This is a genomic window from Paenibacillus radicibacter, assembly GCF_024721995.1.
Classification (GTDB): Bacteria; Bacillota; Bacilli; order Paenibacillales; family NBRC-103111; genus Paenibacillus_AM; species Paenibacillus_AM radicibacter.
Genome location: NZ_JANQBC010000019.1, coordinates 1 through 24,280, shown reverse-complemented (window position 1 = coordinate 24,280; position 24,280 = coordinate 1). Strand labels below are relative to the sequence as shown.

General features: G+C 40.2%; 23 protein-coding genes and 6 pseudogenes. 24 read left to right on the top strand and 5 right to left on the bottom strand.

Features of this window, described 5'->3' with window-relative positions; genetic code table 11:
- Positions 1-78: 78 nt before the first annotated feature.
- A complete protein-coding gene (locus NV379_RS25105) occupies positions 79-459 on the bottom strand; it encodes a DUF6262 family protein (protein ID WP_258210084.1) in 381 nt (126 codons plus the stop codon).
- A complete protein-coding gene (locus NV379_RS25100) occupies positions 452-2,341 on the bottom strand; it encodes a site-specific integrase (RefSeq protein WP_258210090.1) in 1,890 nt (629 codons plus the stop codon). Before NV379_RS25100 ends, NV379_RS25105 begins: the two co-directional genes overlap by 8 nt.
- Positions 2,342-2,416: 75 nt before the next feature.
- Between NV379_RS25100 and NV379_RS25095 the strand changes: the two genes are divergently transcribed.
- The 6 genes and pseudogenes from NV379_RS25095 to NV379_RS25070 all read left to right on the top strand — a co-directional run bounded on the left by NV379_RS25095 (position 2,417) and on the right by NV379_RS25070 (position 6,961).
- Entirely contained in the window at positions 2,417-2,719 is a 303-nt protein-coding gene (locus tag NV379_RS25095) for an aminopeptidase (protein WP_258210083.1), read from the top strand.
- Between the two features lie 582 nt (positions 2,720-3,301).
- Positions 3,302-3,694: pseudogene (locus NV379_RS25090) on the top strand (sigma-70 family RNA polymerase sigma factor); the annotation flags it as partial.
- On the top strand, positions 3,684-4,874 hold the full coding sequence (locus NV379_RS25085) for an anti-sigma factor (protein WP_258210082.1): 1,191 nt from the start codon (positions 3,684-3,686) through the stop codon (positions 4,872-4,874). The pseudogene NV379_RS25090 and the gene NV379_RS25085, both read left to right, overlap by 11 nt.
- A 264-nt stretch (positions 4,875-5,138) precedes the next feature.
- A complete protein-coding gene (locus tag NV379_RS25080) occupies positions 5,139-5,696 on the top strand; it encodes an alcohol dehydrogenase catalytic domain-containing protein (protein WP_258210081.1) in 558 nt (185 codons plus the stop codon).
- Positions 5,620-6,123: pseudogene (locus NV379_RS25075) on the top strand (zinc-binding dehydrogenase). The gene NV379_RS25080 and the pseudogene NV379_RS25075 overlap by 77 nt, the downstream one beginning before the upstream one ends.
- Before the next feature lie 253 nt (positions 6,124-6,376).
- On the top strand, positions 6,377-6,961 hold the full coding sequence (locus NV379_RS25070) for a hypothetical protein (RefSeq protein ID WP_258210080.1): 585 nt from the start codon (positions 6,377-6,379) through the stop codon (positions 6,959-6,961).
- Positions 6,962-7,277: 316 nt separating this feature from the next.
- On the opposite strand, the gene NV379_RS25065 is transcribed toward NV379_RS25070, so the two are convergent.
- Entirely contained in the window at positions 7,278-7,979 is a 702-nt protein-coding gene (locus tag NV379_RS25065) for a collagen-like protein (RefSeq protein ID WP_258210079.1), read from the bottom strand.
- Positions 7,980-8,175: 196 nt separating this feature from the next.
- On the opposite strand from NV379_RS25065, the gene NV379_RS25060 reads away from it, so the two are divergent.
- The 4 genes and pseudogenes from NV379_RS25060 (at position 8,176) to NV379_RS25045 (ending at position 12,716) form a co-directional block, all read left to right on the top strand.
- Positions 8,176-9,213: a YheC/YheD family endospore coat-associated protein gene (locus tag NV379_RS25060; protein WP_258210078.1), complete on the top strand. Its 1,038-nt coding sequence runs from the start codon at positions 8,176-8,178 to the stop codon at positions 9,211-9,213.
- A 593-nt stretch (positions 9,214-9,806) separates the two neighbouring features.
- Positions 9,807-11,133, top strand: a pseudogene (locus NV379_RS25055) (IS3 family transposase).
- A 362-nt stretch (positions 11,134-11,495) separates the two neighbouring features.
- A pseudogene (locus tag NV379_RS25050) lies at positions 11,496-11,729 on the top strand (aldo/keto reductase); the annotation flags it as partial.
- Positions 11,730-12,272: 543 nt separating this feature from the next.
- Positions 12,273-12,716 carry a ferritin-like domain-containing protein gene (locus tag NV379_RS25045; RefSeq protein ID WP_373426168.1) on the top strand — a complete coding sequence of 148 codons (444 nt, stop codon included), beginning with the start codon at positions 12,273-12,275 and terminating at the stop codon, positions 12,714-12,716.
- A 22-nt stretch (positions 12,717-12,738) separates the two neighbouring features.
- Here NV379_RS25045 and NV379_RS26140 read toward each other — a convergent pair whose 3' ends face one another.
- Both NV379_RS26140 and NV379_RS26135 read right to left on the bottom strand, forming a co-directional pair.
- A complete protein-coding gene (locus tag NV379_RS26140) occupies positions 12,739-13,113 on the bottom strand; it encodes a DUF421 domain-containing protein (RefSeq protein ID WP_308860329.1) in 375 nt (124 codons plus the stop codon).
- Positions 13,110-13,448: a DUF421 domain-containing protein gene (locus NV379_RS26135; protein ID WP_308860328.1), complete on the bottom strand. Its 339-nt coding sequence runs from the start codon at positions 13,446-13,448 to the stop codon at positions 13,110-13,112. The genes NV379_RS26140 and NV379_RS26135 overlap by 4 nt, the downstream gene beginning before the upstream one ends.
- 242 nt (positions 13,449-13,690) lie before the next feature.
- Between NV379_RS26135 and NV379_RS25035 the strand changes: the two genes are divergently transcribed.
- The 14 genes and pseudogenes from NV379_RS25035 to NV379_RS24970 all read left to right on the top strand — a co-directional run.
- Positions 13,691-13,927: a hypothetical protein gene (locus NV379_RS25035; RefSeq protein ID WP_258210076.1), complete on the top strand. Its 237-nt coding sequence runs from the start codon at positions 13,691-13,693 to the stop codon at positions 13,925-13,927.
- 51 nt (positions 13,928-13,978) lie between these two features.
- On the top strand, positions 13,979-14,218 hold the full coding sequence (locus NV379_RS25030) for a site-specific integrase (RefSeq protein WP_258210075.1): 240 nt from the start codon (positions 13,979-13,981) through the stop codon (positions 14,216-14,218).
- A 198-nt stretch (positions 14,219-14,416) separates the two neighbouring features.
- Positions 14,417-14,862 (top strand): annotated as a pseudogene (locus NV379_RS25025) (spore photoproduct lyase family protein); the annotation flags it as partial.
- A gap of 47 nt (positions 14,863-14,909) precedes the next feature.
- On the top strand, positions 14,910-15,167 hold the full coding sequence (locus NV379_RS25020) for a DUF3243 domain-containing protein (protein ID WP_258210074.1): 258 nt from the start codon (positions 14,910-14,912) through the stop codon (positions 15,165-15,167).
- A gap of 1,932 nt (positions 15,168-17,099) precedes the next feature.
- Positions 17,100-18,425 (top strand): annotated as a pseudogene (locus NV379_RS26130) (collagen-like protein); the annotation flags it as partial.
- A gap of 638 nt (positions 18,426-19,063) precedes the next feature.
- A complete protein-coding gene (locus NV379_RS25010) occupies positions 19,064-19,525 on the top strand; it encodes a hypothetical protein (protein ID WP_258210073.1) in 462 nt (153 codons plus the stop codon).
- Positions 19,491-19,964: a hypothetical protein gene (locus NV379_RS25005; RefSeq protein WP_258210072.1), complete on the top strand. Its 474-nt coding sequence runs from the start codon at positions 19,491-19,493 to the stop codon at positions 19,962-19,964. The genes NV379_RS25010 and NV379_RS25005 overlap by 35 nt, the downstream gene beginning before the upstream one ends.
- 188 nt (positions 19,965-20,152) lie before the next feature.
- A complete protein-coding gene (locus NV379_RS25000; RefSeq protein ID WP_258210071.1) occupies positions 20,153-20,572 on the top strand; it encodes a MerR family transcriptional regulator in 420 nt (139 codons plus the stop codon).
- Complete coding sequence (locus NV379_RS24995) at positions 20,569-21,099, top strand: hypothetical protein (RefSeq protein WP_076238564.1); 531 nt, start codon at positions 20,569-20,571, stop codon at positions 21,097-21,099. Before NV379_RS25000 ends, NV379_RS24995 begins: the two co-directional genes overlap by 4 nt.
- Positions 21,100-21,110: 11 nt before the next feature.
- Positions 21,111-21,692, top strand: coding sequence for an ATP-dependent Clp endopeptidase proteolytic subunit ClpP (gene clpP / locus NV379_RS24990; protein WP_258210070.1), 582 nt, complete (start codon positions 21,111-21,113; stop codon positions 21,690-21,692).
- A 465-nt stretch (positions 21,693-22,157) separates the two neighbouring features.
- Complete coding sequence (locus tag NV379_RS24985) at positions 22,158-22,382, top strand: glycine zipper domain-containing protein (RefSeq protein WP_258210069.1); 225 nt, start codon at positions 22,158-22,160, stop codon at positions 22,380-22,382.
- A 686-nt stretch (positions 22,383-23,068) separates the two neighbouring features.
- Entirely contained in the window at positions 23,069-23,455 is a 387-nt protein-coding gene (locus NV379_RS24980; protein WP_258210068.1) for an aspartate/glutamate racemase family protein, read from the top strand.
- On the top strand, positions 23,430-23,753 hold the full coding sequence (locus tag NV379_RS24975; RefSeq protein ID WP_258210067.1) for a hypothetical protein: 324 nt from the start codon (positions 23,430-23,432) through the stop codon (positions 23,751-23,753). Before NV379_RS24980 ends, NV379_RS24975 begins: the two co-directional genes overlap by 26 nt.
- 105 nt (positions 23,754-23,858) lie before the next feature.
- Positions 23,859-24,280 (top strand): tyrosine-type recombinase/integrase (locus NV379_RS24970; protein ID WP_258210066.1); only part of this gene is annotated, 422 nt, incomplete at its 3' end.

Below are 24,280 nucleotides of genomic sequence, written 5' to 3'. Positions count from 1 at the left end.
AATCCTCAGGAGCTAATTTTACCATTGACGATTCTTGACTTATTAAAGAAAACTACCCGTTAGCTCAATGAAGTGCAACTAAAATTTTTCATAAATCTGAGCATAAGCCTTTTTCATTTCTTCTCGTAATCCTTTGTTCTCGTTCTCCAGTGCTTTGATTTTGCGTTTTAACGTTTCGATGAGTACATCCTTATTCGCATCATTCATCTCACGCTTTACTTGCTTTGGAGTAGGTGCTTGTGATTGTTGACGGCGTAAGGATTCGATCCTCTCGCGGATATCTGAATGGTTATATAAACTCGCTTTCGAGACACCCGATTCTTCTGATACGCTATTGAAATTGATGCTCTTGTTCACTCGTAAGAGGCGTTTAATCGCCTGATCTACCTTCTCTAAGGTGCTTGCCTTCCGTTGGGCATGGATGCTCTTCAGATGGGCTGTACGGTCATAATTAGCCATTTCCAGCACTCACCTTTCTTTTTACACGGTCTTGTCTACCGAAAATGATGTTGCCTTCTTGAAGGTTAGTTAGAATCCCCTGATAACGCAGTAGATTTTTCTCATGCTTCTCCGCTATATCTTCACGACCATGTTGTTTTGATACCTCAATCGCCTTGGATGTGGTTTTAATATGCAGTTCATATTTCTCTACATCCAGTTCAGAAAAGCCTATGGCTAAATCTTTACATGGGCTTCCTCCATTACATGTTAAGCAAGGTGGTGCCTCCATGTGAGGGCATTCTCCTTTCAAACGAGCGTGACATGTCCCATAAGGGTTATCCATTGCATTCAACTTATGGTCTTGCCATAACGCATGTAAGATCTCCGCAGGAATGTCTTCTCCAACTTTAATTTCTTGAACATCATCGTTAAGGTCAAAGCTAAAAACACCTTGAGTAATTACAGTTTCAAAAGCCTTTCTTTTCGTATCGTCCAACAACTTTGCATACCGCAAGGTCATTTCAGGAGAAGCATGGGCTAACAACTCTTGGACAGTCAGAATGTCCGCTCCTCCATTTAGCATCTTAACTGCATAAGTATGTCTAAACTGATGGGTTTTAAAGTGAAATACATTCCCATTTTCATCGGTGATATTCTTTTTCATAGCCAGTTCATTTAATTGTCTCAGAAGCCAATGCTGGTCGAATGGCCTTCCTTTGCGAGCGCCACGATAACGAACAAAAATTAATCCTTCTGGATTATTATCTTGATTGCTTCTTTCTTTTGAATGTTGAATGAGAACTGAAAGAATATCCGCCAACTGTTCGTCAATGGGAATTCGATGACCTTGAACATAAGTCTTTTCAATATCGGTTACAATGGAGTATTTGCCGTTAAGTTTTACTAAGCAGTTCGAAGTTAAGCCTAGTACATCGGAAATGCGCAGCCCTGTTTTAAAGGCAACCCACACTATTGGAGTTACATCTTTGGGCAAATCATTAATATGGGTGAATAATTGCTCTAAAACATAATCTGGAATGTAGTCAATTTGGTCAATAGACTTTTTTCGAAGCTTGGGTTTATCCTCTGGAAACAGGAGCTTTTGTATAGGTGTTTCAGGAGCAATGTCATATTCGTAACGGTGAAGATCCTCCAGAAACTTGCCAACAATTAAAACTCCTTTGTTAATGTAACGTTCAGGATGTGTATTTCTGTGCTTTATACTTCCCTTGGCATACTCATGTAACCATTGAATGTATCTCTCCATGTGATTGCGTTTTAAGCCTTTTAAATCGTTCCAATTGGGTTCCATTGTAGACACACAAGAAAGAAAATTTGGTAAAAAACTCATATAAGCTATTGCTGAGGCCCAAGTAAAGTTGTGTTTACTCAGTAGACGTAGTTTAATGTACTTTTTAATCTGCAGACGCAAATTAAAACTTTCGATCTTCGTGAAATCGAGATAGTGAGCAGAATTACTCTTGTTATAGTGAATCCCATAATTATCATGCAGTATCCTTACATCCCAACGATCTTTTTCCCATTCTTCACGGGTGTCTGTTAATTGCAAGAACTTTGAAAGCAACAATCGCAAATAGCCCACTAAATGTGTTTTTCGTGTGACTTCAGTACGAAATGCATGTTTCTGAATCTCTTGTGTCTTGTATTTCTGATCACGCAACCAAAATAGCCATTCACGCTCTGCCTTATCAATGTCTAAGTCAAGCAGGGAGAATAGAGTAGGGTACTTCTCATTTAGGAATTTTGTAAGAACGCTCCAGCATTGTCCCACAAAAATAGTCACGAGAGCCCTCTCAGCATAAAATAGCTCGTGATACCAAAAATATTTTACTTCTAAATTAACCGTAGAGCTTTTGATTAGTGCATTGGCTTGTGAAATAGATTGAGACGCGGTTTACAAGTTTATAGAAAAACAAGAAACTGTGATATTAAACTAAAGGAGCAGTGGCAGTTTATGTATATAAATAATTATGCAAAAATAATTGTGAATATTGGGGTAACAGTTGAAAAGGGAGATTTAATCAAGATCAATTTTTCTCCTGAACATTTGCCTTTAGTACGTGAAATCTCAAAAGAAGCCTATAAGAGTGGGGCACAATTTGTCTCCCTTGATATACGAGATTCTGAAATTGAAAAGGATCGAGTGCGATATCTAGAAGACGAATTTTTAGAAGTTTTCCCAAATTCAGTAGTTGAAAATGAATTGAACGTCTGGATATTCAACAATTACAATAATTGCACCGACGTTTTCAGATGAGGATTCTGAATGGGTCGAACGAGCTTCGATAATCAATAAAGCAAAATCAATCGCTATGAGGCCACGTCGAACTTATGGTATGGAAAATCATTGTTGGTAAAATTTGTTAGTGTTCTAAGTCAAGATATACAATTTCAATTTCGAAACAAGTATTGAACTAACTGGGAACGATAGCTCAAAAGATTCGCAAATATCCTACACATGGAATTATTTACGAAGTTAGTGAATAAGACGTTATATGACATGGGATCGTAGCGATAGAAGCATCGGCAGCGACAGAACAGTGGATATACGCTATTTAAGCTAGATTATAAAGGAACCCATCGAGGGGTCCTTTTTTGCGTTCTACTGGAGGGGACTCGCAGGATTTGATAGAAGGAGGTAACATGAAGGCTGTAACTATTTTCCGAAGGGCTGTAACCTTTCCGTTATTGAAACGTGGTTATGTTGAGGGGATACATGATGAAGCATAGCACACTGGAAAGTGTGTACCGGAAATATATGCCGGACCTAAACCGATATTTACGAACCCTGTGCGGAGATGATGGTACCGCAGAGGATTTGGTATAGGAGACCTTTTACCGTGCCTATCTGCATCTGGAGAATTACAAGGACGAAAAGGTTAAGCCTTGGCTTTTCCGCGTGGCCTACAATGCATTTATCGATATGAAACGAAAAGAGAAGCGTAGCACCACATTATCCGATGAATTTTTCCATCTGCTGTCCGATGATGATCGGAAGGGGCCGGAATCGGTTCTTTTGCAAAAAGAGGATCATGACGCCTTAATGGTGTGGATTGTACAGCTGCCCGAACTGCAGAAGCAGGCATTGGTATTATACGATTTGCACCAGCTATCATATCAGGAAAGTGCACATGTTATGGGGATTACCTTGTCGCATTTTAAAGTTTTACTATTTCGGGCAAGGCAGCAGCTAAGGAAGACAAAGGAAAGGAACGATCAGGATGACCGATGATTTCAAGCGGAAGCTTCAGGATTACAAGAACGGCACACTGAAAGAAGGAGAACAGGCGGATCTGGAGCAACAGCTGGAGAAGATGGAAATCTACCAAGCCTACTTTGACGAAATGTTGGAAGGTGAAGAAGATAACTTGACGGCTGAGTCAGGCAGAATGACGGAGCGAGAAGCCAAAATGCATAAGCGTGAAGCACGACTGCTTCGGAAAGGGAAATGGCGGAATCGTGTTGGTACGGCGTTGACGCTGGTCTGTCTGTATATCGGCGTCACAATCGTATCTGGGATCGGAACCTCCCTCTATTACACGACGGGAGATCCGGATCTTGGTGATGTCAATCGTGATGTTGTCGAATCAGCGTTTGCAGTAGCTTATCCGAATGTAACGGTTCATCTCAGCAGTAATACCGGAGCCTATTTCAACATGAATATTAACAGTAAAATGACCAAACGCGTCGGAGACGAATATCTGGAAGTGGGCAATTTTTCGGGATCTTTTCTGTTCAACTGGTTGCGTCTATATGATTTCGCTTGGTCAGATAACGAAGCGGTTCGATCCGCCATATTCCAATTTCCGGGGTCCAGCGAACTAAACAGCGATCAGGAGTGGAACAGGCTCGACAAGCTGCCCGAAAGGACGGTCACGGAAGCTTATGTGTCCTACAATAGATTGTATACAACGGATGAATTTTTGCAGCAATTTACAGGCAAGCAACTGGAACCTGTATGGTTCGCTGTAGACAATGGAGACCATGCAGAGGGGCATGATCCTGGTGGTGTAATAGGGGATCCGATTGGTTTTCCGAGTATGCCTGTATGGCATCCAGACGATGGGGAGATCCTTAATCGCGAGACGCCTAGAAAAGGGTTATTCTCTTCCTCGGGCACATCCACGACCCGGTATCCTGCCATTGAACAATACGGCTCTGGGCAATTACGGAACGATAATTTCATCAAAACGCTTCGTATTCTGGATCAACATAAATCACTTGCGGATCGCCTGATCCATGCTGTAGATATCACGCAATCGCTAGCATATGTTGAAAAACACGGGGTGAATATTTATGGAGCCGTCGTAACGGGACCGACCAAGGAAGTTCTGAAGCTAAAAAATGACCCTGCCGTATCCAGTATCCGGGTCGGTAAAGTCACACTGTGGAATTGGAATCATGAGTCGTAAATGATAAGCGGTTGTTGCACTAACGGGACACGATAGCTTAATAAATAACTAAAACGCGGCTGCCGGCATAGATCGGTAGCCGCGTTGCGCTATCGAGCACTTTCATGCAAGAACGCCTATAACTAAATCGTAATAAACAAACCTCTCTATCCGAGATCGGCAACCTCATCCCCCCGACGGCGAAAAAACCTTGACTTAGAGTCAGCTCTAACACGTAAAATACAATGCATCTACCAATTACTGATCGAGGAGAGATGCAGAATGATGAACATACGCGTGGTTGTATCCGAATATGGCGGTCCGGAAACGTTAAAAACTATGGAGGAGCCGCTGCGTTTGCCGCAACGGGACGAGGTTCGCGTTCGTATGCAGAGTGCGGGAGTAGCGCTTGCAGATATTATGCGAAGAGAGGGCAAATATCCCGGCTCACCACCGACGCCTTTTACTCCGGGATACGATGTAGTTGGCATTGTCGATGATCTTGGAGCAAACGTGTTGCATGTTCAGAAAGGGGACAGAGTTGCCGTTTTTTACAACGGTACTGGCGGATACTCGGCCTATGTATACGCGAAACCGGATGAGCTTTACCCGGTACCGATGCAGATTGACGCTGCGGCAGCGGTAGCAATCATTTTGAATTATGTTACTGCATATCAAATGCTACATCGACTCGCTAATGTTTCTGAAGGGGAACACATTTTGATTCACGGCGCTGCTCGAGCTTGGTCGGCTTGCGGGTGTCGAAATGTTTGGCACCGCTTCTCCGGCAAAGCACGACGTCGTCACCCGATATGGGGCGGTGCCTATCGACTACAGGAATGAGGATTTTGTACAAATCATTCGTGAACGTGCTCCGGAAGGCGTGGACGCCGTATTCGATCCGATCGGAGGAAGCAACTGGGCGAGGTCATTCCAAACGCTGAGCACTGGAGGACGTTTCGTCGGCTACGGGTACACGTCGGTTCTCGGGTAGAATGGTTCGAACGATTGGGTCAACGACTGGACGAACCTATCGGCTAACAAAATAACGCCCGAGGGCAATCCTGCCTATTTGTATTCCTCTACAATGCTAAGAAAGGAGCGGCCAGAATGGTTTCGCGAGGACTTAGCACGCGTGTTGGATCTGCTTGCCGAGGGGTGCATCAATCCGATCATCGCCGCGCGGATCCCGTTGCGCGAAGCAGCGCGGGCTCATGAGTTACTTGAAACATCTCAAACAGCTGGTAAAATCGTTCTTACCAACAATTGATGAGAATGAAAGCGGTGATGTGATATGTACTCGATTGGCGAGATCGCGAGGACAATATAATATTAAATTATAAGTTTTGTTGACCAGATGATTTTACTGTATTTTCAGATAGTGTTACACACCATTTGTGGACATCCGTTTATGTGGTACGGAAATGTCTACTTTTTCTGTTTAGATAAATGTGGAGGTAGTCGAAAAAATGGCTCGTTTTTTCAAGTATATTGTCCCGAAGGAGTGAGCAGCAAATACGTATTTGACGATTCAAAAGAGTCGTTTATTCCTCTCACGGAGTTTTATCACGATCAGAAACATTGAAACTGTTAATCAAATACGTCAACTCCGTACGGCGTTAATTCGCAAAAACACAACTAAAGTTAATGACTTACCTAACGAAGAGCCATTATTTTTATCAACCAGGGGTACTCCTTACACATACTCAGCGTTTTACTCAAATTGGACTACAATTACCAAGTTTGAGGAAAAGAAGGTTAAGTATTTCGTCCGTCAATGTGTGGGACATCCACGGGCAAACCACTTTGCTTTAGCATTGATGTGCTTATCAGATCGTAATTTGACACCTCAATCAATTATGAATATTACGAGCGTTTTGAATGCTCGCTTTCGGGATTTGTTCAACCATTTTAAGTTATCAGCTATGGAGGAATTTTTGCCATCGCATGTGGGAGAGTACGTATCGGGTCAAATTTTACCTGACCATTCTGATCGACAACGGCAATCGATTTTGAGTGGCTACAACACCTTTTTGTTTAACCTGAACAAATGGTTGGGTACTAAGTTCAGCGATGAAAAACAAACTGCACTGTCAGTTTATATGTAGTGGCGTCTTTACAATGAGCAGGCAACGGATAATATTACTATTTAAATAGTGCCCCTATGGGCATCTACAAACGTATTTAGAATCCGATGCCTCGAGGCTTATTGTCAAGACGAATACGTCGTTTACATATCTATATACATTGAAGAATTCTTACAAAACAAGGATTTTCTTTTCTAGGTATGAGATAAGATAATTAACGAAGCCTTTCATCATAACCGACTTGCCGATTTTTTTACTCTAAGCGAATAGTCCGAAACGCGGCTAATCTGGAAAACTTCTCTTTCCTGATAGACGACTATGTCCTTTCTATTTCACTCTATGCGATTTGCGTGATAATAAGATGTGCTGAAACAGGCGTTGTACCTGCTGGTGCTCCCGCGTACGGAGTTATGGTTAGTGCCGTGGGATTTCCAGAAGGATTTCTTACAGTGATTGTTGAATTAGCGAGTGTCGTTTGCACAAGAGCCATTCCTACGATCTGAGAAGTACCTGTTGCCCTCCCGACCACCGTAGAGGCTAGAGGAGCTCCATTGAGAGTTAACATCAGTTGGCCCGCTTCGGTCACACTTACCTGAAACAAGACCTGATAAGTACCGATTGCGGACATATTAAATGTACTGGGACCAGTACGGGTAATAGTAGCCCCACTAGTAGGTCCATTTTGCGGAAAACTTACGTCTGTACCGGGAGCAACTGTTGCTCCATTATCACCAGGCATCAACGCAAAAAAATCTGCAAAGCTTAATACTCCTCCTGTTGCTCCTGTTGCTCCTGTTGCCCCTGTTGTTCCTGCTGCTCCTTGAACTCCTTGTGGCCCTTGTGGTCCTGTTGGTCCCTGTGGTCCCCCTGCTGGCCCCGGAATTCCTTGTGGTCCTGTTGGTCCTGGAATTCCTTGTGGCCCTTGTGGTCCCCCTGCTGGCCCCGGAATTCCTTGTGGTCCTGTTGGTCCTGGAATTCCTTGTGATCCTGTTGGTCCTACCGGTCCTGGAGGGCCTGGAGGGCAATTACATTTTCCCATAGTCTCATCTCCTTATTATCACACGTAATTCATCGTATTAAAGTTTAAAAATATAAACACAGCAAATACCTATCAAAATAAAAATAGGCAAATAGAGCAATACATTCGCTGAATATAGGTTCAGCTATGTGATTGTCCCATACCATTATGTCTGAACCATCATTAGATAATAAAAGAGATCGTAGGCTAGGGAGTGATGGGATTGGAGAATCACCCATTAATAGGTATTCTTGTAACTAAAAGAAACAGTAGAAAAAGAATTTTGGAGCTTTATCAACGTTATCACAATTTAAACTTGAAACTTTGCGCTTTTACTCCGGCAGATATTCTTTGGGAGGAACAACGTATCATTGGAGTTAGCCTGAAAAAGGGCATATGGAAACAAAGGTCGTTCCCTTTTCCTCATGTCGTCTATAACCGATGTTATAACAAAAAATTAATAACCATTCAACGCCTTGAGGAGGCGATTGGTAGAAACAAATGTTTCAACAATATCAATTTTTTTAATAAATGGGATCTCTATAACCTATTAAAAAAGTCAAATCTTAACCCCTATGTACCAGACACATTTTTATATCATGAAGTGAATATATTCAAAGTACTAGACAAATATAAACTAGTATACATTAAGCCTTCTTACGGACTTAAGGGGAGATCTGTGTATCGGGTTGAACTAACGGATAATGGAGATATTCACATTTCTATGCACAGCTTGGCTCCAAGAAATATTTACAGAAGAAATGAAGGTATTCAGGAAAAATTGGATGAGCTTCTCGGACTAAAACAATATATGGTTCAGCAAGGAATTCGTATGCGTCAACTTGATCATCAGTATTTTGATATCCGGGTCCTTGTTCAAAAAGGTATTATTGGAGAATGGGCGGTTTCCACCATAACATGTAGAGTGGCTTATAAACATTACTTTAACACGAGTATGTGTGAAACCATTTATGATGTTGCAGACATTCTTCCGCAGTTATTTTCGCCCGAAGAAACGAATGAAATCCTCCAATCTCTGTATGAGGTAAGTGTAACAGCCGCACAAGAAGCAGAAACTTATATAGGTACATTGGGAGAATTGAGTGTGGATTTTGTATTAGACGAACAAAGAAAGCTCTGGATTATTGAACTCAACGGAAAACCCCAAAAAAGTATATACGAAGATTTAAAGAGTGTTAATCGCATAATTTATAGCAGACCATTGGAATATGCTTATTATCTCTCCCAATCTTGACATTACTACATGATTTCAATTTTCCACCAGATCATGTAGCAAACCAAATCAAGTGCAGATAGAATCTAAATGCAAGGGTAGAGATGCTAGATATTTTGGTTAGATATTTGGAAATCATGGTATTAAAGTTGAAGTTTGAACAATATATGTCCTCATAACAAAATAAGAAACGATCATTAGAAAATCTAAAGATCGTTTTTTTATTGTGAAATTAACAATTCTCAAGATTCTCAGGTCTGTTAAAGGAGGGGAAATACCCAACTTATTTTTTTGTGTCTGAAAACTCCTTACATGGTATATAACACCGTATGTGTCGAGTGTCAACAATATGTTCCGATTGCCGAAGTATACCAACAATATAGTCCGATTCCCAATAGAGCTAACAAACACTCTCGGAGTTGGACTTGCAGGAGCCGTGATCTCCTCGTTTGGAGCGTCGTCGTTTAAGTTTGCGGTCAATCCGCTTTCGTCGACTTTGACATCATTAAGCCAAATGGCCGTATCGTGACTTTTGGCGCAAGCTCAGGAGATCGAGGTGTTTAAGCTATAGGGATTTTTTGTATACTTGTATACGACAGTGGAGGGATAACATCATGAGTAAAAAGTTATTTAATGAAGAAGAGCGTGAGACTCTATCTAAGAATAAATATGTGTATCGTGTAAGTGAGAAGGCTATTACGTATTCCGAGGAATTTAAGCGTATTTTCATCGATCAACATATGTTAGGTTTGTCTCCTAGAAAAATCTTTGAAGATCACGGCTTTCATATCGAAATCATCGGTCAGAAACGTTTAGAACAGTGTGCAGCTCGCTGGAAGAATGCCTACAAAAAGGATGGCATCATTGGTTTGCTCGATTCTAGAAAGGAATCATCTGGGCGACCGGTTCAACGTGAACTCACTCCGACTGAAGTAATCGCAAAGCAAGAAGCAAAGATTAAAATGCTGGAAGCTCAATTAGAACTCATAAAAAAGTTCGACACGAAAGAAAAGTTGCTGGTAGCCAAGGGGAAAAATCTAAATAAAGATGCACGTTTTGAATTGATTCAAAGCGCTGTAAATAGCGGTTTAGGACGAATGACGCACTATTTTTGTCAGTTGCTCCACGTATCACGATCAGGTTATTATCGCTATCTAAAAACCTCTGATACGCGGGAGAAGCGCATGCTTTCGGATCAAAAAGCAAGAGATTGGATTGTGAAGGCTATACGCTATAAAGGGTATAAGAAGGGCGTAAGATCTATTAAAATGACGTTAGAAAATAAATACGGAATCCTTATAACTTAAAACGAATACGTCGATTGATGAAAAAATTCAACTTGGTTTGTCCCATTCGAAAACCTAACCCCTACAAGCGTATGGCAAAAGCGACTCAAGAACACCGTACTGTTCCTAATCGCTTGCAACGTAACTTCAAACAGAAAACACCTGGTCTAGCATTACTGACCGACATCACCTACTTCCATTTGGTCAGACTCAAATGGCTTATTTGTCGACCATTCTAGATGCCTCTACAGGAGAAATCCTTTCCTACAACCTTTCCCAAAACATATCGCTTAAGATCGCAACAGATACCCTGCATACACTTGTGAAACAAAGACGCTTAAAGCTCAGTAAAGATGCATTTATTCATTCCGATCAAGGAAGCCATTACACGAGTCCTAGATATCAAAAACTCTTGCAAAAATATGGATTAGGACAATCCATGTCAAGAAGAGGAAACTGTTGGGATAATGCGCCACAAGAATCATTCTTTGGACATATGAAAGATCATGTGAAGAGTCGTTGTTACTCCACATTCACTGATCTTACTCGAGCAATTAATAACTATATCTCCTATTACAACAATCACAGATATAAGTGGGGACTAAAAAAGATGACTCCTGTAGAATACAGAAATCATCTCCTAGCTACTGCTTAACTATATTTACCACTCTTTTTTTCAAGTGTCCTTGACATGGGGTTCATTTCAAATCAGGCTCTTCTTTTTTATGTAGGAACATTTATGTCAACAAAAGTGCATAAATGTTCCTACATAATCGTTTATTGACACAATGTTACCTACATTGTCGCGGTTGGTGGATTAAATGGAAAAACACTCATGGTTATTCAAGTTTAACTCGTACTATAAGTTAATTTCCAATACGTACTAAAATACATAGTGAAGATCAAGCTGATGAGAGAGGAAATTCTAATGGTTCTACTTGATCTGGAGTAAACTCCAAGGAGTAGACTATCATTATAATGCCTATAAGATCTGTTTGAAAGCGAGGAATCGATGAAATGGAATATGTGAAACTTGGAAAGACAGGCTTGGTTGTGTCTCGACTTTGTCTTGGCTGTATGAGCTTTGGTATAGCAGATAGGTGGATTCATCCGTGGATACTTGATGAAGAACGTAGTCGTCCAATCATAAAGAAAGCTTTGGAGCTGGGCATCAATTTTTTCGGTATGGCGAACGTATATTCAGATGGAACGAGCAAAGAGATTGTTGGGCGTGCTTTAAGAGCAAATCGATGCTGCATAAGTAATTTTTCTCTATACCTCGGAAATAAATCTAATAACATAAATTCGAGCTCATCCTTAGATAAAGAGTGGAGAATGCTTGTCTTATCCGCAGGTTCAAATACATTGATGCCAAAATGCTTGTTTACTAATGTATAGAGTCGATGGTATAGCAATCCTATATAATTCCCACTTGAGTTATTTCCTAAGTAGTTGACTACTGTTTTGACCAATTTTGTATACCGGCCTTGTTTCCAGTCCTTATCATTCATATAATTAATCTTCATCGTATTGCTATATGGGGTTCCGCCAACATTTTAACGAAGATATACGCTAAGCCCTGGATATATCCGACTTTGCGTTTTTTCTTACCCTAAGCTGATACAGAACGTGTTACATCAGACCAACTGGTTATTCAACCTGGGAGTATGCGGTACGTCATTTTCCTAATCTTAGGAACCGATATGGGTAGGTGCTCATATACTTTCTATAAACTAACGTTGGGAAGAGACAAAATTGTATCAAGTACCTTCTTATTGGGGAAATTCATACTATATGCGGGTGGATTTTGTACCTATCTGGAGCACAGGATTTCCGAAAGCAGCACAAATGATAAAGGAAGCGGTACAAGGGGAGCGTAACGATGAGTTGTTCTACGATGAATTGATCAACCTAGCCCCCTCAAAAGAGCAGGTTGCTATTATAGAAAGCATCCGTAACGATGAGCGCGGCCACAATAAAATGTTCAGAGAGATGTATCGGGCTTTGACGGGACAGGAAATTGTAGGCATCAGTAGTGAGCAATACGAGCGGGTACAATCCTATACAGAAGGTCTACAACGTGCCTTGATGGGGGAGTTGGGTGCGGTGGAACGATACCGCAACATCTGGTTTGGATTGCCTGTTGGCATCTATAAAGATACGGTGTATGGTATCATATTGGATGAGCTAAAGCACGCTGCAAAATATAATTATTTGATTACGTTGAATCTCAGGTAGCTATTTATACCGAAAGTTAATACTATTCCAGATCAATTGGATGCTGAATATTATCCTTATAATCATCCACATAAAGTTGACCGTTGCTGCCTTTTACGGCGTAGAATACGTCCTCTAACTTTTTGCCGCGTTCCTTCAGTTGGGACAGCATCCAGGATTCGGGAATATGGTTGGAATTTAAAGTGTCTTTCAAAAGCTGCCCGTCGATTACAAGCTCAATTGGGTACTGTGTGGCATTAACTGCATTCAATTGTAGGTCTTTTAATGTCACGGCTTGTAGTTCCTTTTTCTTTTGAACAGATAGTTTACCGTTAATCTCAAGGAGAGCGTACTCCACATCTTCTATATTAAAAATCTCTTTCTGACGAAGCTGTTCGTTAAAAGAATCCATTGTCATATTATTTTTTTCATATTATCCTCAAGAATTAACCCTCCTTCTATGAGAACGGTGGGTGTTCCTTCTGTCCACATCTTAAATTTTCTGAATTTCAAAAAAAGCTTGGATAAAATATAAGAAGTAATTGTAAAGACAGACAGGGCTATTAATAGGTGGACAACTTCTATTTTTTCATTAAATGCAAAGTTGGCTCCTATAGCTCCCAATATGACTGCTGTTACGAATTCGTGAAAGTTCATGCTTGAGAGGGTTTGCTTTCCTAATGCTCTCGCAATTACCATTAGGATAATGAATGCTGAAAAACTTCTAATCAAAATAATGAGATGGTCCTTCATGCAAAAACCTCCAAGTTTCAAAATTGCATTTTCAGCATATAGGTTACCCACCACACTTGAAAGATATGCTAGTGGAATTTATGCATAAGTGCTTTGGAACTGGCTGTTTAATGTCAATGACCGCTAAGTAAGATTAGCGGTCATTCTGTATTTTCAAAGCATATACTGATGTCCGCTAATGTTTCGGATAAGATAAAAAAACCATGTCCGCTAATGTAAATCAAGATTTGGAGGCTGTGCTAATGAGAGAGGCGACCGGGATTTCGGAACAGGGCGAGCAGACGATTCTGGACTTCATTCAAGCCCTCACTACCCATGAAGACTTGAATCCCAAAACACTTAAAGAATACGCAAGCGACTTGAAACATTTTATAGGCTGGTTTGAGACAGCTGATCACCAGGAGGAAGAGGTGACATTTCAAGTCGAAGATGTGGCTACCCCAACATTAACACGATACGGGAAGCTTCGCAAAAAGTAATGGGATTGAAACCGGCGACTTATAACCCTGAAACGTTTTTTTGAGTGGGCCGTGTCGGAATCCAGGATTCGCCGCGACCCTTCGAAGCCTGTCAAATTGGTTCCAGAAGAAAAGGTAAGCCCAAGACAGATGACAGACAAAGAAGAAGCTGCATTGTTCGCTGCGGCCGAGCACAGCGGTTCTCCTCGGGATCAGACGATTTTAATCGTGATGTTTCATACCGGCTTACGAACAATGGAATTGTGTGACCTGGTTCCCGGAGATATTCAAATCGGCGGGAGGTTCCTTTGAACGCTACATGTAGAGCTGCTTAAGAAAAATATCTGGAAAAACTCCCTCCGGATAGTTCTTATTTGTTTCCATCGGAGAAAACCGGTGGTAGGTAAAATTATGTCAATAATGTAGGAAAATTTATGTCGCTAGAAACTGTCGGATGACAAAAACATTGTCCGAATCAAGTCCGCGGGAATCGCGGGCTTTCTTATTTATCGGCTCAAGTTCTTGTCATTTGGTTATGACAAGAACTTGAGCCGATTCCCGATTGATGACAAGAACATGACCAAAAGAACTGAAGCAGCCGGAAAAGTTGCACGAGCAGGTTATCCAGTTGGTTTTATCGTAGCCCCGATCTACCTGCATGAAGGTTGGGAGGAAGGTTATTACGAAATGTTCGAAAGATTAGAGGCTGAATTGCCGCCTGAGGCAAAAAAAGACCTGACTTTTGAGTTATTCAACATCGTTTTACTAAGCCCGCCAAAAGAGTGATTGAAAAGAATTATCCAATGACTAAGCTGGAATTGGACGAAGATCGATGAAGATATAAATGGGGCAAATACGGAATAGGTAAGTACATTTATCAAAAAGAAGAAGCGGATATTAAAAGTAATCTTCAAAGTTACATGGAAAACATGTCAATGGCAATGGAGTATAGTCTTTATTTATGTACACAAAATAATTATGAATTAAATAAAGAAGGAAATCTATGTCTATTCTTAACAATTGGGATCAGTGGAAAAACTTTTTAGGCGATCGAGTTGAAGGTGCTCAAGAACAAGGAATGTCACAACAAATAGTTCAATCAGTGGCGTATCAAGTCGGTGATTATTTAGCAAGTTCTGTAGACCCAAAAAATGAACAGGAACGTGTACTTTCAGATCTTTGGTCTGTAGCATCAGAGGAAGAACAACATGCTATCGCAAATGTAATGGTTAAACTCGTTGGGAACAATAGTTCAAAATAGCAAGATCGGTATTGACATCTGTTACTAATGATATTAGTTGATTTTGGTCAATGCCATTGGTAGTGACTGTTCGTCGGTAAACACATCATTGTCACTGGCCGTGTGTGCTACAGAGAGTAGAGTACACGGCTCTCTTCGCATTACGAACAATCAGTATTTATATCTAAGAAGATATAAATACTATCAAAACTATGATTTCAATACCAGAAAAGCAAGAAGCCATTGAGATGAAATTGATATCGCTATACTCATGAGGGTAATAGAAACTGATGGAAGAACGACTAACTAAATCACTCTCATGAATAAATTGTAATATGCTTTGAGGCTTGATTTTATCATGAAAATTCTTGTTATTATTTCAATTAACTATTTACTCATAAAAAGCTTTATTAAAAAACATAAATATTCATTGTTTTTTCAAATTTGTTCGGAGAGTAAAAGAAAATTCTCTTTGGGAATAAATCTTTAATTCGCACCTCACTATTAAAAAGTGGAACTGCAGACTAAGACGCGAGCACAAAGTCTTAGTCTGCAGTTCCGTCTTTTATTAGGTCAACTATTATAAACTTTAAACTATTTTTTTGTTTTTAAACCTGAAACCAAAGCGATCAACAACTTCTGGAAAATCTTTGTGAAGATCGATTATTTTTTCCCTGAACCTTTTAAGTTCATTTTTATTATAATCAGAAGCAAGAATTAGTTTTAAGGCTTGTATTGCTCTAGTTCCACCTAGCCCGAATGCAATTTCTATCGTATTCTCTGCGTTTCGAATATTAATTGTTTGAAATGCTCGAATTCTTAATCTCCTTTCTAATTAGGACTTTTGCCATCACAATAATAAGCAGACCATAAGTGATTTAAGTTATGATATTGTAATTCTGTGAAAATAATTTAGTATTAGACTGATAAAATAAATGTGATATTAATCTTACGTCCACACAAAAAGGAGGTCAGCAAGAAAGATCTGATGGTCTCAGCATCTGAACGGACAGAAGAATGGAACAACCAAAGCGTTGATTGGGGAGGTTAAGAACATTTACTCCAAAATATTGGGCTGTAATGTTTGCAAAAAATGACTAAACCTTAGCGGGTAATGTGCACGAATTCTAAAAAAATATGGTGACGAAACTTCCTAATGTTTACTTCTCTGAAGATTTATACTGCTTACATTTAAATAAATCCAATTTGGTTTCAATAGTAACTTACTCCATCCCATGACTTCATTATCAGTTACGTTATTATGAATTAGAGCTTTGCACGATAACCGATAAATCAGATGTTAAGTTGAACTTAAACTTTTCAAATTGAGTAATGAGTCTATTCCAGTCAACGTTTATCCTCATACTTTATTTGTATGGAGGTGACAGTGTTGACTCTTTTCTGTTCAATAGAAAAAAAGAAATCGTTATCCAAATATCCAAAATCCAAACATCAAAAAAAAAAAAAAAGTCGGGCAAAAGAAAGTCAACGGATTATCATAAGCAGAAAAAAAAGCAAAAAACATGTATCAAGTTGTGTTTTGAATGCCGTGAAGTAAATTGTAAATGCAAAAGAAAAAAGAAGATGGTCAGGAATACATGTTGTAAAAGAGGTCCAAGAGGTGTACGAGGGCCTCATGGGTTTAAGGGAAGTGCGGGCGAACAAGGGCCGATCGGAGCAACTGGAGTAACAGGAGCTACTGGTGAAACTGGGGCAACTGGAGTAACTGGAGCAACTGGAGTAACTGGAGCAACTGGAGTAACTGGAGTAACTGGAGTAACTGGAGTAACTGGAGCTACTGGTGAAACAGGAGCTACTGGTGAAACTGGTGAAACTGGCGCTACGGGAGTAACTGGAGCTACTGGGGCAACTGGAGTAACTGGAGTAACTGGAGCTACTGGTGAAACAGGAGCTACGGGAGTAACAGGAGCTACTGGGGTAACTGGTGAAACTGGAATAACTGGAGCAACGGGGGCAACTGGAGTAACAGGAGCAACTGGAGTAACTGGCGCTACGGGAGTAACAGGAGCTACGGGAGAAACTGGCGCTACGGGAGTAACAGGAGCTACTGGGGTAACTGGTGAAACTGGAATAACTGGAGTAACGGGGGCAACTGGAGCAACTGGAGCAACGGGGGCAACTGGAGTAACAGGAGCAACTGGAGTAACTGGCGCTACGGGAGTAACAGGAGCTACTGGGGTAACTGGTGAAACTGGAATAACTGGAGTAACGGGGGCAACTGGAGTAACTGGAGCTACTGGTGAAACTGGAGCTACTGGAGTAACGGGAGTAACAGGAGCTACGGGAGTAACGGGTGAAACTGGGGCAACTGGCGCTACGGGGGCAATAGGAGTAACAGGAGCTACGGGAGTAACGGGGGCAACTGGAGTTACTGGCGCTACTGGAGCTACGGGAGAAACTGGGGTAACTGGTGAAACTGGAGTAACGGGGGCAACTGGAGTTACTGGAGTAACAGGAGTAACAGGAGCTACTGGTGAAACTGGCGCTACGGGAGTAACGGGAGTAACAGGAGCTACTGGAGTTACTGGAGCTACGGGGGCAATAGGAGTAACTGGAGCTACTGGAGTAACGGGGGCAACTGGAGTTACTGGAGTTACTGGAGCTACGGGGGCAATAGGAGTAACAGGAGCTACTGGAGTAACGGGGGCAACTGGAGTTACTGGAGTTACTGGAGTTACTGGAGCTACGGGGGCAATAGGAGTAACAGGAGCTACTGGAGCTACCGGAGCTACCGGAGCAACGGGGTTAGGTGTAACAGGAGCAACTGGAGCTACCGGAGCTACCGGAGCAACGGGGTTAGGTGTAACAGGAGCAACCGGCCCCACTGGGCCACCTCCTACGTTTGTAGATGCATTCTTTAACGGTAATATTCAACCTCAGACAATTGCTTCGGGATCAAATATTTTAAATATCACTCCAAACCAATTTACTGCACTTACTTATAACGCAGTGACAAGTGTTTTCACAATACAAAATGCGGGTTTGTACAACATTAGTGTTGTAATAAATCTTGTAGCTGCCACATTACCAGGAGCAACAATTGGGTTATCACTAAATAATTCTACAGCATATCTGGCTCCTGCTGTAACCACGGCAACAAGTGGTCAATTGGTTTTAGTTCAAGTTGAGTCCTTTGCTGTTGGAGATACAATTCAATTTAGAAATATATCTGGGTTTCCTATTACCATTGCTAATTCACCAGTAATAGCTAACAGCGCAGGTCATGTCACTATTTCAAGATTCTCAGCATTCTTCTAAACTGTACTCTATAGAGTCATTTCGTAAAGTTAATAAACGTCATTAATTGTTTTATTTTAAACAATCTCATACAGAGGTTGTTTTTTTGTATAGAAGCGTCAGACTATTGAGAATATTTTACTCTTCACGGTATCAATGAAGTGATGTGGTTTCCATTACGTTTTATTATACATGAGCAAATTATTACAAAGTCTTAGGCGAGATTTTCATTGAAGTATGCAGTATGATGTTTGTTTATTACAATATCCCCCTGTGGGGGTGATTGTAAGAGTGTTAAGATTTATACCAGTAGCCTCTCCTGCACGAACTCCCATATAACGCAATAAGGCGAATAGAAGCTTGTCCTGATAATTATCAATTACTGAGAGAAATGCATTCGCTTCTTCAATTGCAAAAATAGAATTGATAGGAACTTTGTAATCGTGCTCTTTCAATACCAGTCTAGACACATCAACGTGTTTTCAATTAATGCTATACTTCGATTTCTTTTACACGGCATTGTAATACAGTCGGCAGAAGGCAATCAAGTTGTTCTAAAAGCTCATCTTTTGAGACATGCATTTGCAACGCATGCTGTTCAAACCTAGAAAATCCCAGTTGATATTGTGAAAACGCTGCTCCATCAGAAGGATATTGAGGTGACTTCTTACTACTCAGCTCCCACAACACAACAAGTTTCAGCATCAATAAATTCACTTCATGAAAACTGGATCTCATATGTAGATATCCAAAAGGGTATTATCCGAGGTCCTGAAGAGCTTAAAGAGATATATGATGATTACCGTGAGAAGGTTGGCACCATGTCAAAAGTTGTGGGTGGCATATGCACAATTGACTCAGTATGTCCAACTAAAATGGCTTGTGTGGGATGTGGTGCAAAAGTGCCTCGTCCGGAGTTTAGAGAAGAAATTACAGCCTTTTATAATTGGGCAGATGAAAGTGAAAAAAGATTCGAGCAACTGGGGTTACCGCTTGAAGCAAAGAAAATGAAGATCGCAAAAAATAGAGCTAAGCACGAGCTCAGGGAGATCCAGTTAATCGAAAAATCTCAAAAGGATGAGACATATGCGCCGGAAATTCGTATCTCCTCAAACAAATGAATTGAAATGGCTTCAAGCATCGTATGACGAGAAGAAAAACCGTTCCTTTGAACTTGGAGTAAAAGCCATCGACGCTCTATCTAATGAGGGTAAGTCAGTTTCTTACCGGACAGTTTCAGATAAATCGAAAGAAATTGACCCAGATGGAAAAGGTATACACCAAAATACCATCCGAAATAACAAGGAACTTCACAATCATTTTCTAAAACACAGTACTACAAAGGTTTATAAACCATTGAAAAGGTCCCACAAGCCCTTAAATGATGATCTGGATGCATTCAAGCACATAAAACAAGATCGTGACATAGATCGAGTCAGACAACGTTATATGCAGCTGACGAAACCAGAATTGGTTGATTTGTTAGTACGCATGGAACAATACATTGCTCATCAAAACCAGACATGGTTAAAAAGTGAGTTTGAAAAATTTCAAAAGTAGCTATAGATTGGCTACGGCGGGAAGAACATTATAATAATTTAGCACTCAAACCGGCTGCGTTCCAGCCGGTTTGTTGCGTTAACAAGAGAGATGATGGGAGACGAATATTGACAATCGAAATAAGTTACACTAAACTGTAAGTGTGACAGTAATGTGTAACTAAAATGTGGGTTAGGAAGGTGAGCGTGTTGAATACTTACACCGCAAAGCAAATAGCTGAAGTTTTGCAGAACGACGACCCGCAAATAAATTTAAGAACGATTAGGTACTACACACAGATAGGGATTATCCCGCCCCTTGAATTGGTTGGAAACAAAAGGGTATATACGGATAATCATCTTCATTATTTTCGTGCCATTCTCTTATTTTCCAAAAGAGGCGAAACCTTAGCCTCAGCACAAGAAAAGTTAGTCGGTTTGCCGATTGAAGAAGTTATTAAAATCGGTGAAAACCTTCGATTGTATCAGTCAGATCAGATTTTTCGAAACGAAACACATGTCTTAAATGAAGATGTTATTATCTCGGTTAGTTCACGTGTTTCACCGGAATTGAAAGTTAAGATGATCGAAACCGTTACCCAATTACTGAAAGGGGAAGGGAACCAATGATAAAAGTCCGGCATGCAAAAACTACGATTGAAAATGAAGAAGGCATGAACCATCTATGGATTCAAATTGCTCCGATTGGTCAAGTTGACAACGTCCGTATACAGATATCTCTTCCGATAGGTATTCATCGAACTCGTAATCTTAATGGTTTTGATGAAGATAGCACCGGAGAAATATCTATTCTTAACCCACGAATTGCAAATGATATTTACATTGAAATCTTTACTCGAGAGCCCGTAACATGTGGGGAGAAAACCATCAATGTGGCATTTTGCTACAAAGACGAAGTTGGAAGGGTCACTCGCGTTGAACACTTTGTTACCTTAATGGTCGTATCAGAAGAGGAAATCGATAGTATTAGCACCGACGAGGAAGTTGTTGGAAAAATAAAAGAACTGCGGCAGCAATTCGGAAGTAGCGACGTCCAAGAGTATATCGAGCATACACCAACAAAGATTATCAGGATTGACCCTAAGCACGTTTCAGAATGGGAAAAGAAGTATCGAATTGAAGGGATTATACAATAGGAGGGCAATCCGTGAATCTCATACCATATGTTGTTGAACATACCAGCAGGGGCGAACGGTCTTACGACATTTATTCCCGTATGCTGCAAGACCGTATCGTCTTTATTACAGGAGAAGTGTCGGATGTGACCGCGAACATAGTTATTGCGCAGTTACTATATTTGGAAGCGGAAGACCATGAAAAGGAGATTAAATTGTACATTAATAGTCCTGGTGGATCTATTACAGCAGGAATGGGTATTTATGATGCCATGCAATATGTAAAACCTGAGGTCAGCACGCTTTGTATCGGTATGGCGGCTTCAATGGGTGCGTTTTTATTGTCCAGTGGTGCCAAGGGAAAGCGTTATTGCTTATCAAACAGTGAAGTTATGATTCACCAACCACTTGGAGGTGTACAAGGGCAAGCATCGGATATTGAAATTAGCGCAAAAAGAATCTTGAATTTGCGTCATAAATTGAATGAACTGTTGGCAAAACAAACTGGGCAACCGATTGGAAAAATAGAAAGGGACACGGATCGAGACCACTTTTTGTCTGCCCAAGAAGCATTAAACTATGGTTTGATTGATGCCGTACTTACCAAAGAATAGTATTCTAAAATTTTGTTGAATGCTGAAGAAAGTTCAATTTACGAAATAAAGAATAAAAGAACAAATAACGAAGCAGCATAAATGTGCTTCGTTATTTGTTTGTTATGGGGGGAAAACTAAACAACTTATTTTTCTGTAGAAAACTAATAACAATATAATGTATGACACCATATTGTCGAAAGTCAACAATATATACCGATAACCGAAATCACTCAAGAATGTGTACCGATTACCGTTATAAAAGTTCCTCTTAAGTAGCTCGAAGTTTAAAATTTAAGAAATATTAGTCTACTTACTGAGTATTCCATTGAGATTATGTTGCCGACTGTTTTTCGTCCAAAAATACGTTGTAGCACAAATGGGTTCCCAGCTCTGAATCTTTTTAAATAGGTAAGGGAAAGATATGTTTTGGGATGTTACGCTATCAAAGCAGAGTATCCTATCAGAAAATGAGGAGTGAAAGTGATGACTAAAAACAACGAACGTAACCGAACCAATGATTCTGACACGAATGGTATCGGAGCTGAAGAGGCTGTAGGAGCAGTAGGTGGTGGTGCCATAGGTGCTGTTGTTGGTTCCGCTTTGGGTCCTGTAGGAACAGTTGTAGGTGGTATAGTAGGCGCATCTTTAGGAAACAAGGTAGGCGATGCAGTTGATGATAATGAAAATGAACATGATAAACAGGACTAGCTCCATTTACTAGCGATGAACATCAGGGTGTTAAAGAAAATCTGCACCCTCTATTCTTTACGTCTACTGATTGATGTCTTTAAATCACGTCAAAAACTAATAGAACAAAAACAACTTAACGATTTCCTACAGAGTTCTATGAGGTAGCCTTTCACCATTCCCAGTTCAACAAGTCATTGTGATGAGATTCTCTTCTATTGGTACATAGTGCTTTAATCAATCGAATAATAATTTATCTAATTGTGAGGTTACATATAGGGAAAGAAATTATGTTAGCACTAAACCGTCTTTAGCTCAATGGAGCAGGTGATCTAATATTTATTTTTATATAGAAATCCACATACCCAGGATGTAGCTAAAATTTTGGATATACAGTAAGTGGGTACATTGTTAGTCTTTGATCTTAATTGATCACCAAATGAAGAAAAGAAGTAATAGTAAAAAGCGAACCCTAGAAGTAATTCTAGAGGTTCGTTTTTTTACAATGTTGATTTAGTGGTAATATACTTTCAGAGTAATGACTGAATCGTGCCAAAACAACTGATACCACAGCAAAGTTCAAAAACAGGATAGTATCTATGTTCAGATGAGGGCATTAGATACGCTATCCTCAATTTATTGTATACATGAACTCCTTGTGAGAAAATGATGTTAACAATAAGTGAGGTGCTTAATTTATTGGTGGAATGAGTTGGGAGTCATCTTTGCTTTATTACCAAATTATTAATGAATATGTAAAAGATAGACTAGGTTGGCATCATTCCGCTAAAAGTCTTATGTATTCTGTGAATTTTCAAGAAATCAAGACTTTACAGCATCAAGGAAACTGGGATGAGGCTACAAGAATTATGATTGATTCAGCTCAAAAACTTCAAATGGCAGGAGCAGATTTAATCGTCATTTGTACAAATACAATGCATAAGATGGCACAAGAAGTAGAAAGATCGGTATGTATTCCGTTAATTCATATTGCAGACTCAACAGCGATTGAAATTGTTAAAGATGGAATCAAGAAGATCGCGTTACTGGGCACTTCATGCAGCTTTAATGATTGTCACAGCAATATTCTTTAATGCAGAAGCAAATGAATTTGGCATAGCCGAGAGGTTTGGTTTACCCCACTTTTCAGAACAATTTTTTAGGATATTATTGGCTATCGGTTCCCTTATCCTCATCTATGGTTATTTGCGTTTAAAAAAATGGGGATTTTGGTTGATGATTATATACTCATCTGGATTTGGCCTAATAAGTTATAATCTATTATTCTCGCAAAATCAGCAACCATTTATAGGGAATTTTATTTGGTCAGTAATCGTATTAATTTATACGGTATTTGTTAGAAAGTTCTTTTTTCGCATAGAAAATGAATAATTCAATGAATGTATATATATCGAGACACAATAGAGCAATACAATCGATTAAAACCTCCCATTTGATTAAAACCTAGAATTAATAGGTCTTATGGGAGGTTTTATTATGAATTTGAGAGAGTTATGGAGACTTTATGAAGCAGATAAACGAATCCAGGGGTTTAGTCCACTTACATTAAAAGCTTATACTTTGCAGCTAAGGATGTTGGTCGGTGAACTAGGTGATCTTAATATTGGAGAAGTCATTTTACAACTGTTGAAGGAATACTTGGCAAAACAATCCGGCCGATTAAAGCCAAGCAGTTTAGGACATCGCATCCGCTTTGTTCGCTCCCTTTTTCGCTTTGCATATGAAGAAGGTTACCTCGCAACGAACCCCTCTCTCAAATTAAGGGAGCCCAAGATGGATAAACGCATACCGAAATTTTTAATTGAGGAAGATGTGATACATCTGAAAATCTCCTGTCTATCTCCTCGAGAACGAGCTTTACTTGAGTTTCTGTATAGTACCGGCTGCCGTGTTGGGGA

Bases quoted from the DNA above. Each gene is read 5' to 3' on its own strand.
- NV379_RS25105 (WP_258210084.1), bottom strand. From the start codon at position 459: ATGGCTAATTATGACCGTACAGCCCATCTGAAGAGCATCCATGCCCAA.
- NV379_RS25005 (WP_258210072.1), top strand. From the start codon at position 19,491: ATGCGCCGGAAATTCGTATCTCCTCAAACAAATGAATTGAAATGGCTT.
- NV379_RS26135 (WP_308860328.1), bottom strand. From the start codon at position 13,448: ATGAAGGACCATCTCATTATTTTGATTAGAAGTTTTTCAGCATTCATT.
- NV379_RS26140 (WP_308860329.1), bottom strand. From the start codon at position 13,113: ATGACAATGGATTCTTTTAACGAACAGCTTCGTCAGAAAGAGATTTTT.
- NV379_RS24995 (WP_076238564.1), top strand. From the start codon at position 20,569: ATGATAAAAGTCCGGCATGCAAAAACTACGATTGAAAATGAAGAAGGC.
- NV379_RS25080 (WP_258210081.1), top strand. From the start codon at position 5,139: ATGAACATACGCGTGGTTGTATCCGAATATGGCGGTCCGGAAACGTTA.
- NV379_RS25095 (WP_258210083.1), top strand. From the start codon at position 2,417: ATGTATATAAATAATTATGCAAAAATAATTGTGAATATTGGGGTAACA.
- NV379_RS25065 (WP_258210079.1), bottom strand. From the start codon at position 7,979: ATGGGAAAATGTAATTGCCCTCCAGGCCCTCCAGGACCGGTAGGACCA.
- NV379_RS25020 (WP_258210074.1), top strand. From the start codon at position 14,910: ATGTCTATTCTTAACAATTGGGATCAGTGGAAAAACTTTTTAGGCGAT.
- NV379_RS25035 (WP_258210076.1), top strand. From the start codon at position 13,691: ATGAGAGAGGCGACCGGGATTTCGGAACAGGGCGAGCAGACGATTCTG.
- NV379_RS24975 (WP_258210067.1), top strand. From the start codon at position 23,430: ATGATTGTCACAGCAATATTCTTTAATGCAGAAGCAAATGAATTTGGC.
- NV379_RS25045 (WP_373426168.1), top strand. From the start codon at position 12,273: ATGCGGGTGGATTTTGTACCTATCTGGAGCACAGGATTTCCGAAAGCA.
- NV379_RS25085 (WP_258210082.1), top strand. From the start codon at position 3,684: ATGACCGATGATTTCAAGCGGAAGCTTCAGGATTACAAGAACGGCACA.
- NV379_RS24985 (WP_258210069.1), top strand. From the start codon at position 22,158: ATGACTAAAAACAACGAACGTAACCGAACCAATGATTCTGACACGAAT.
- NV379_RS25060 (WP_258210078.1), top strand. From the start codon at position 8,176: ATGGGATTGGAGAATCACCCATTAATAGGTATTCTTGTAACTAAAAGA.
- NV379_RS24980 (WP_258210068.1), top strand. From the start codon at position 23,069: ATGAGTTGGGAGTCATCTTTGCTTTATTACCAAATTATTAATGAATAT.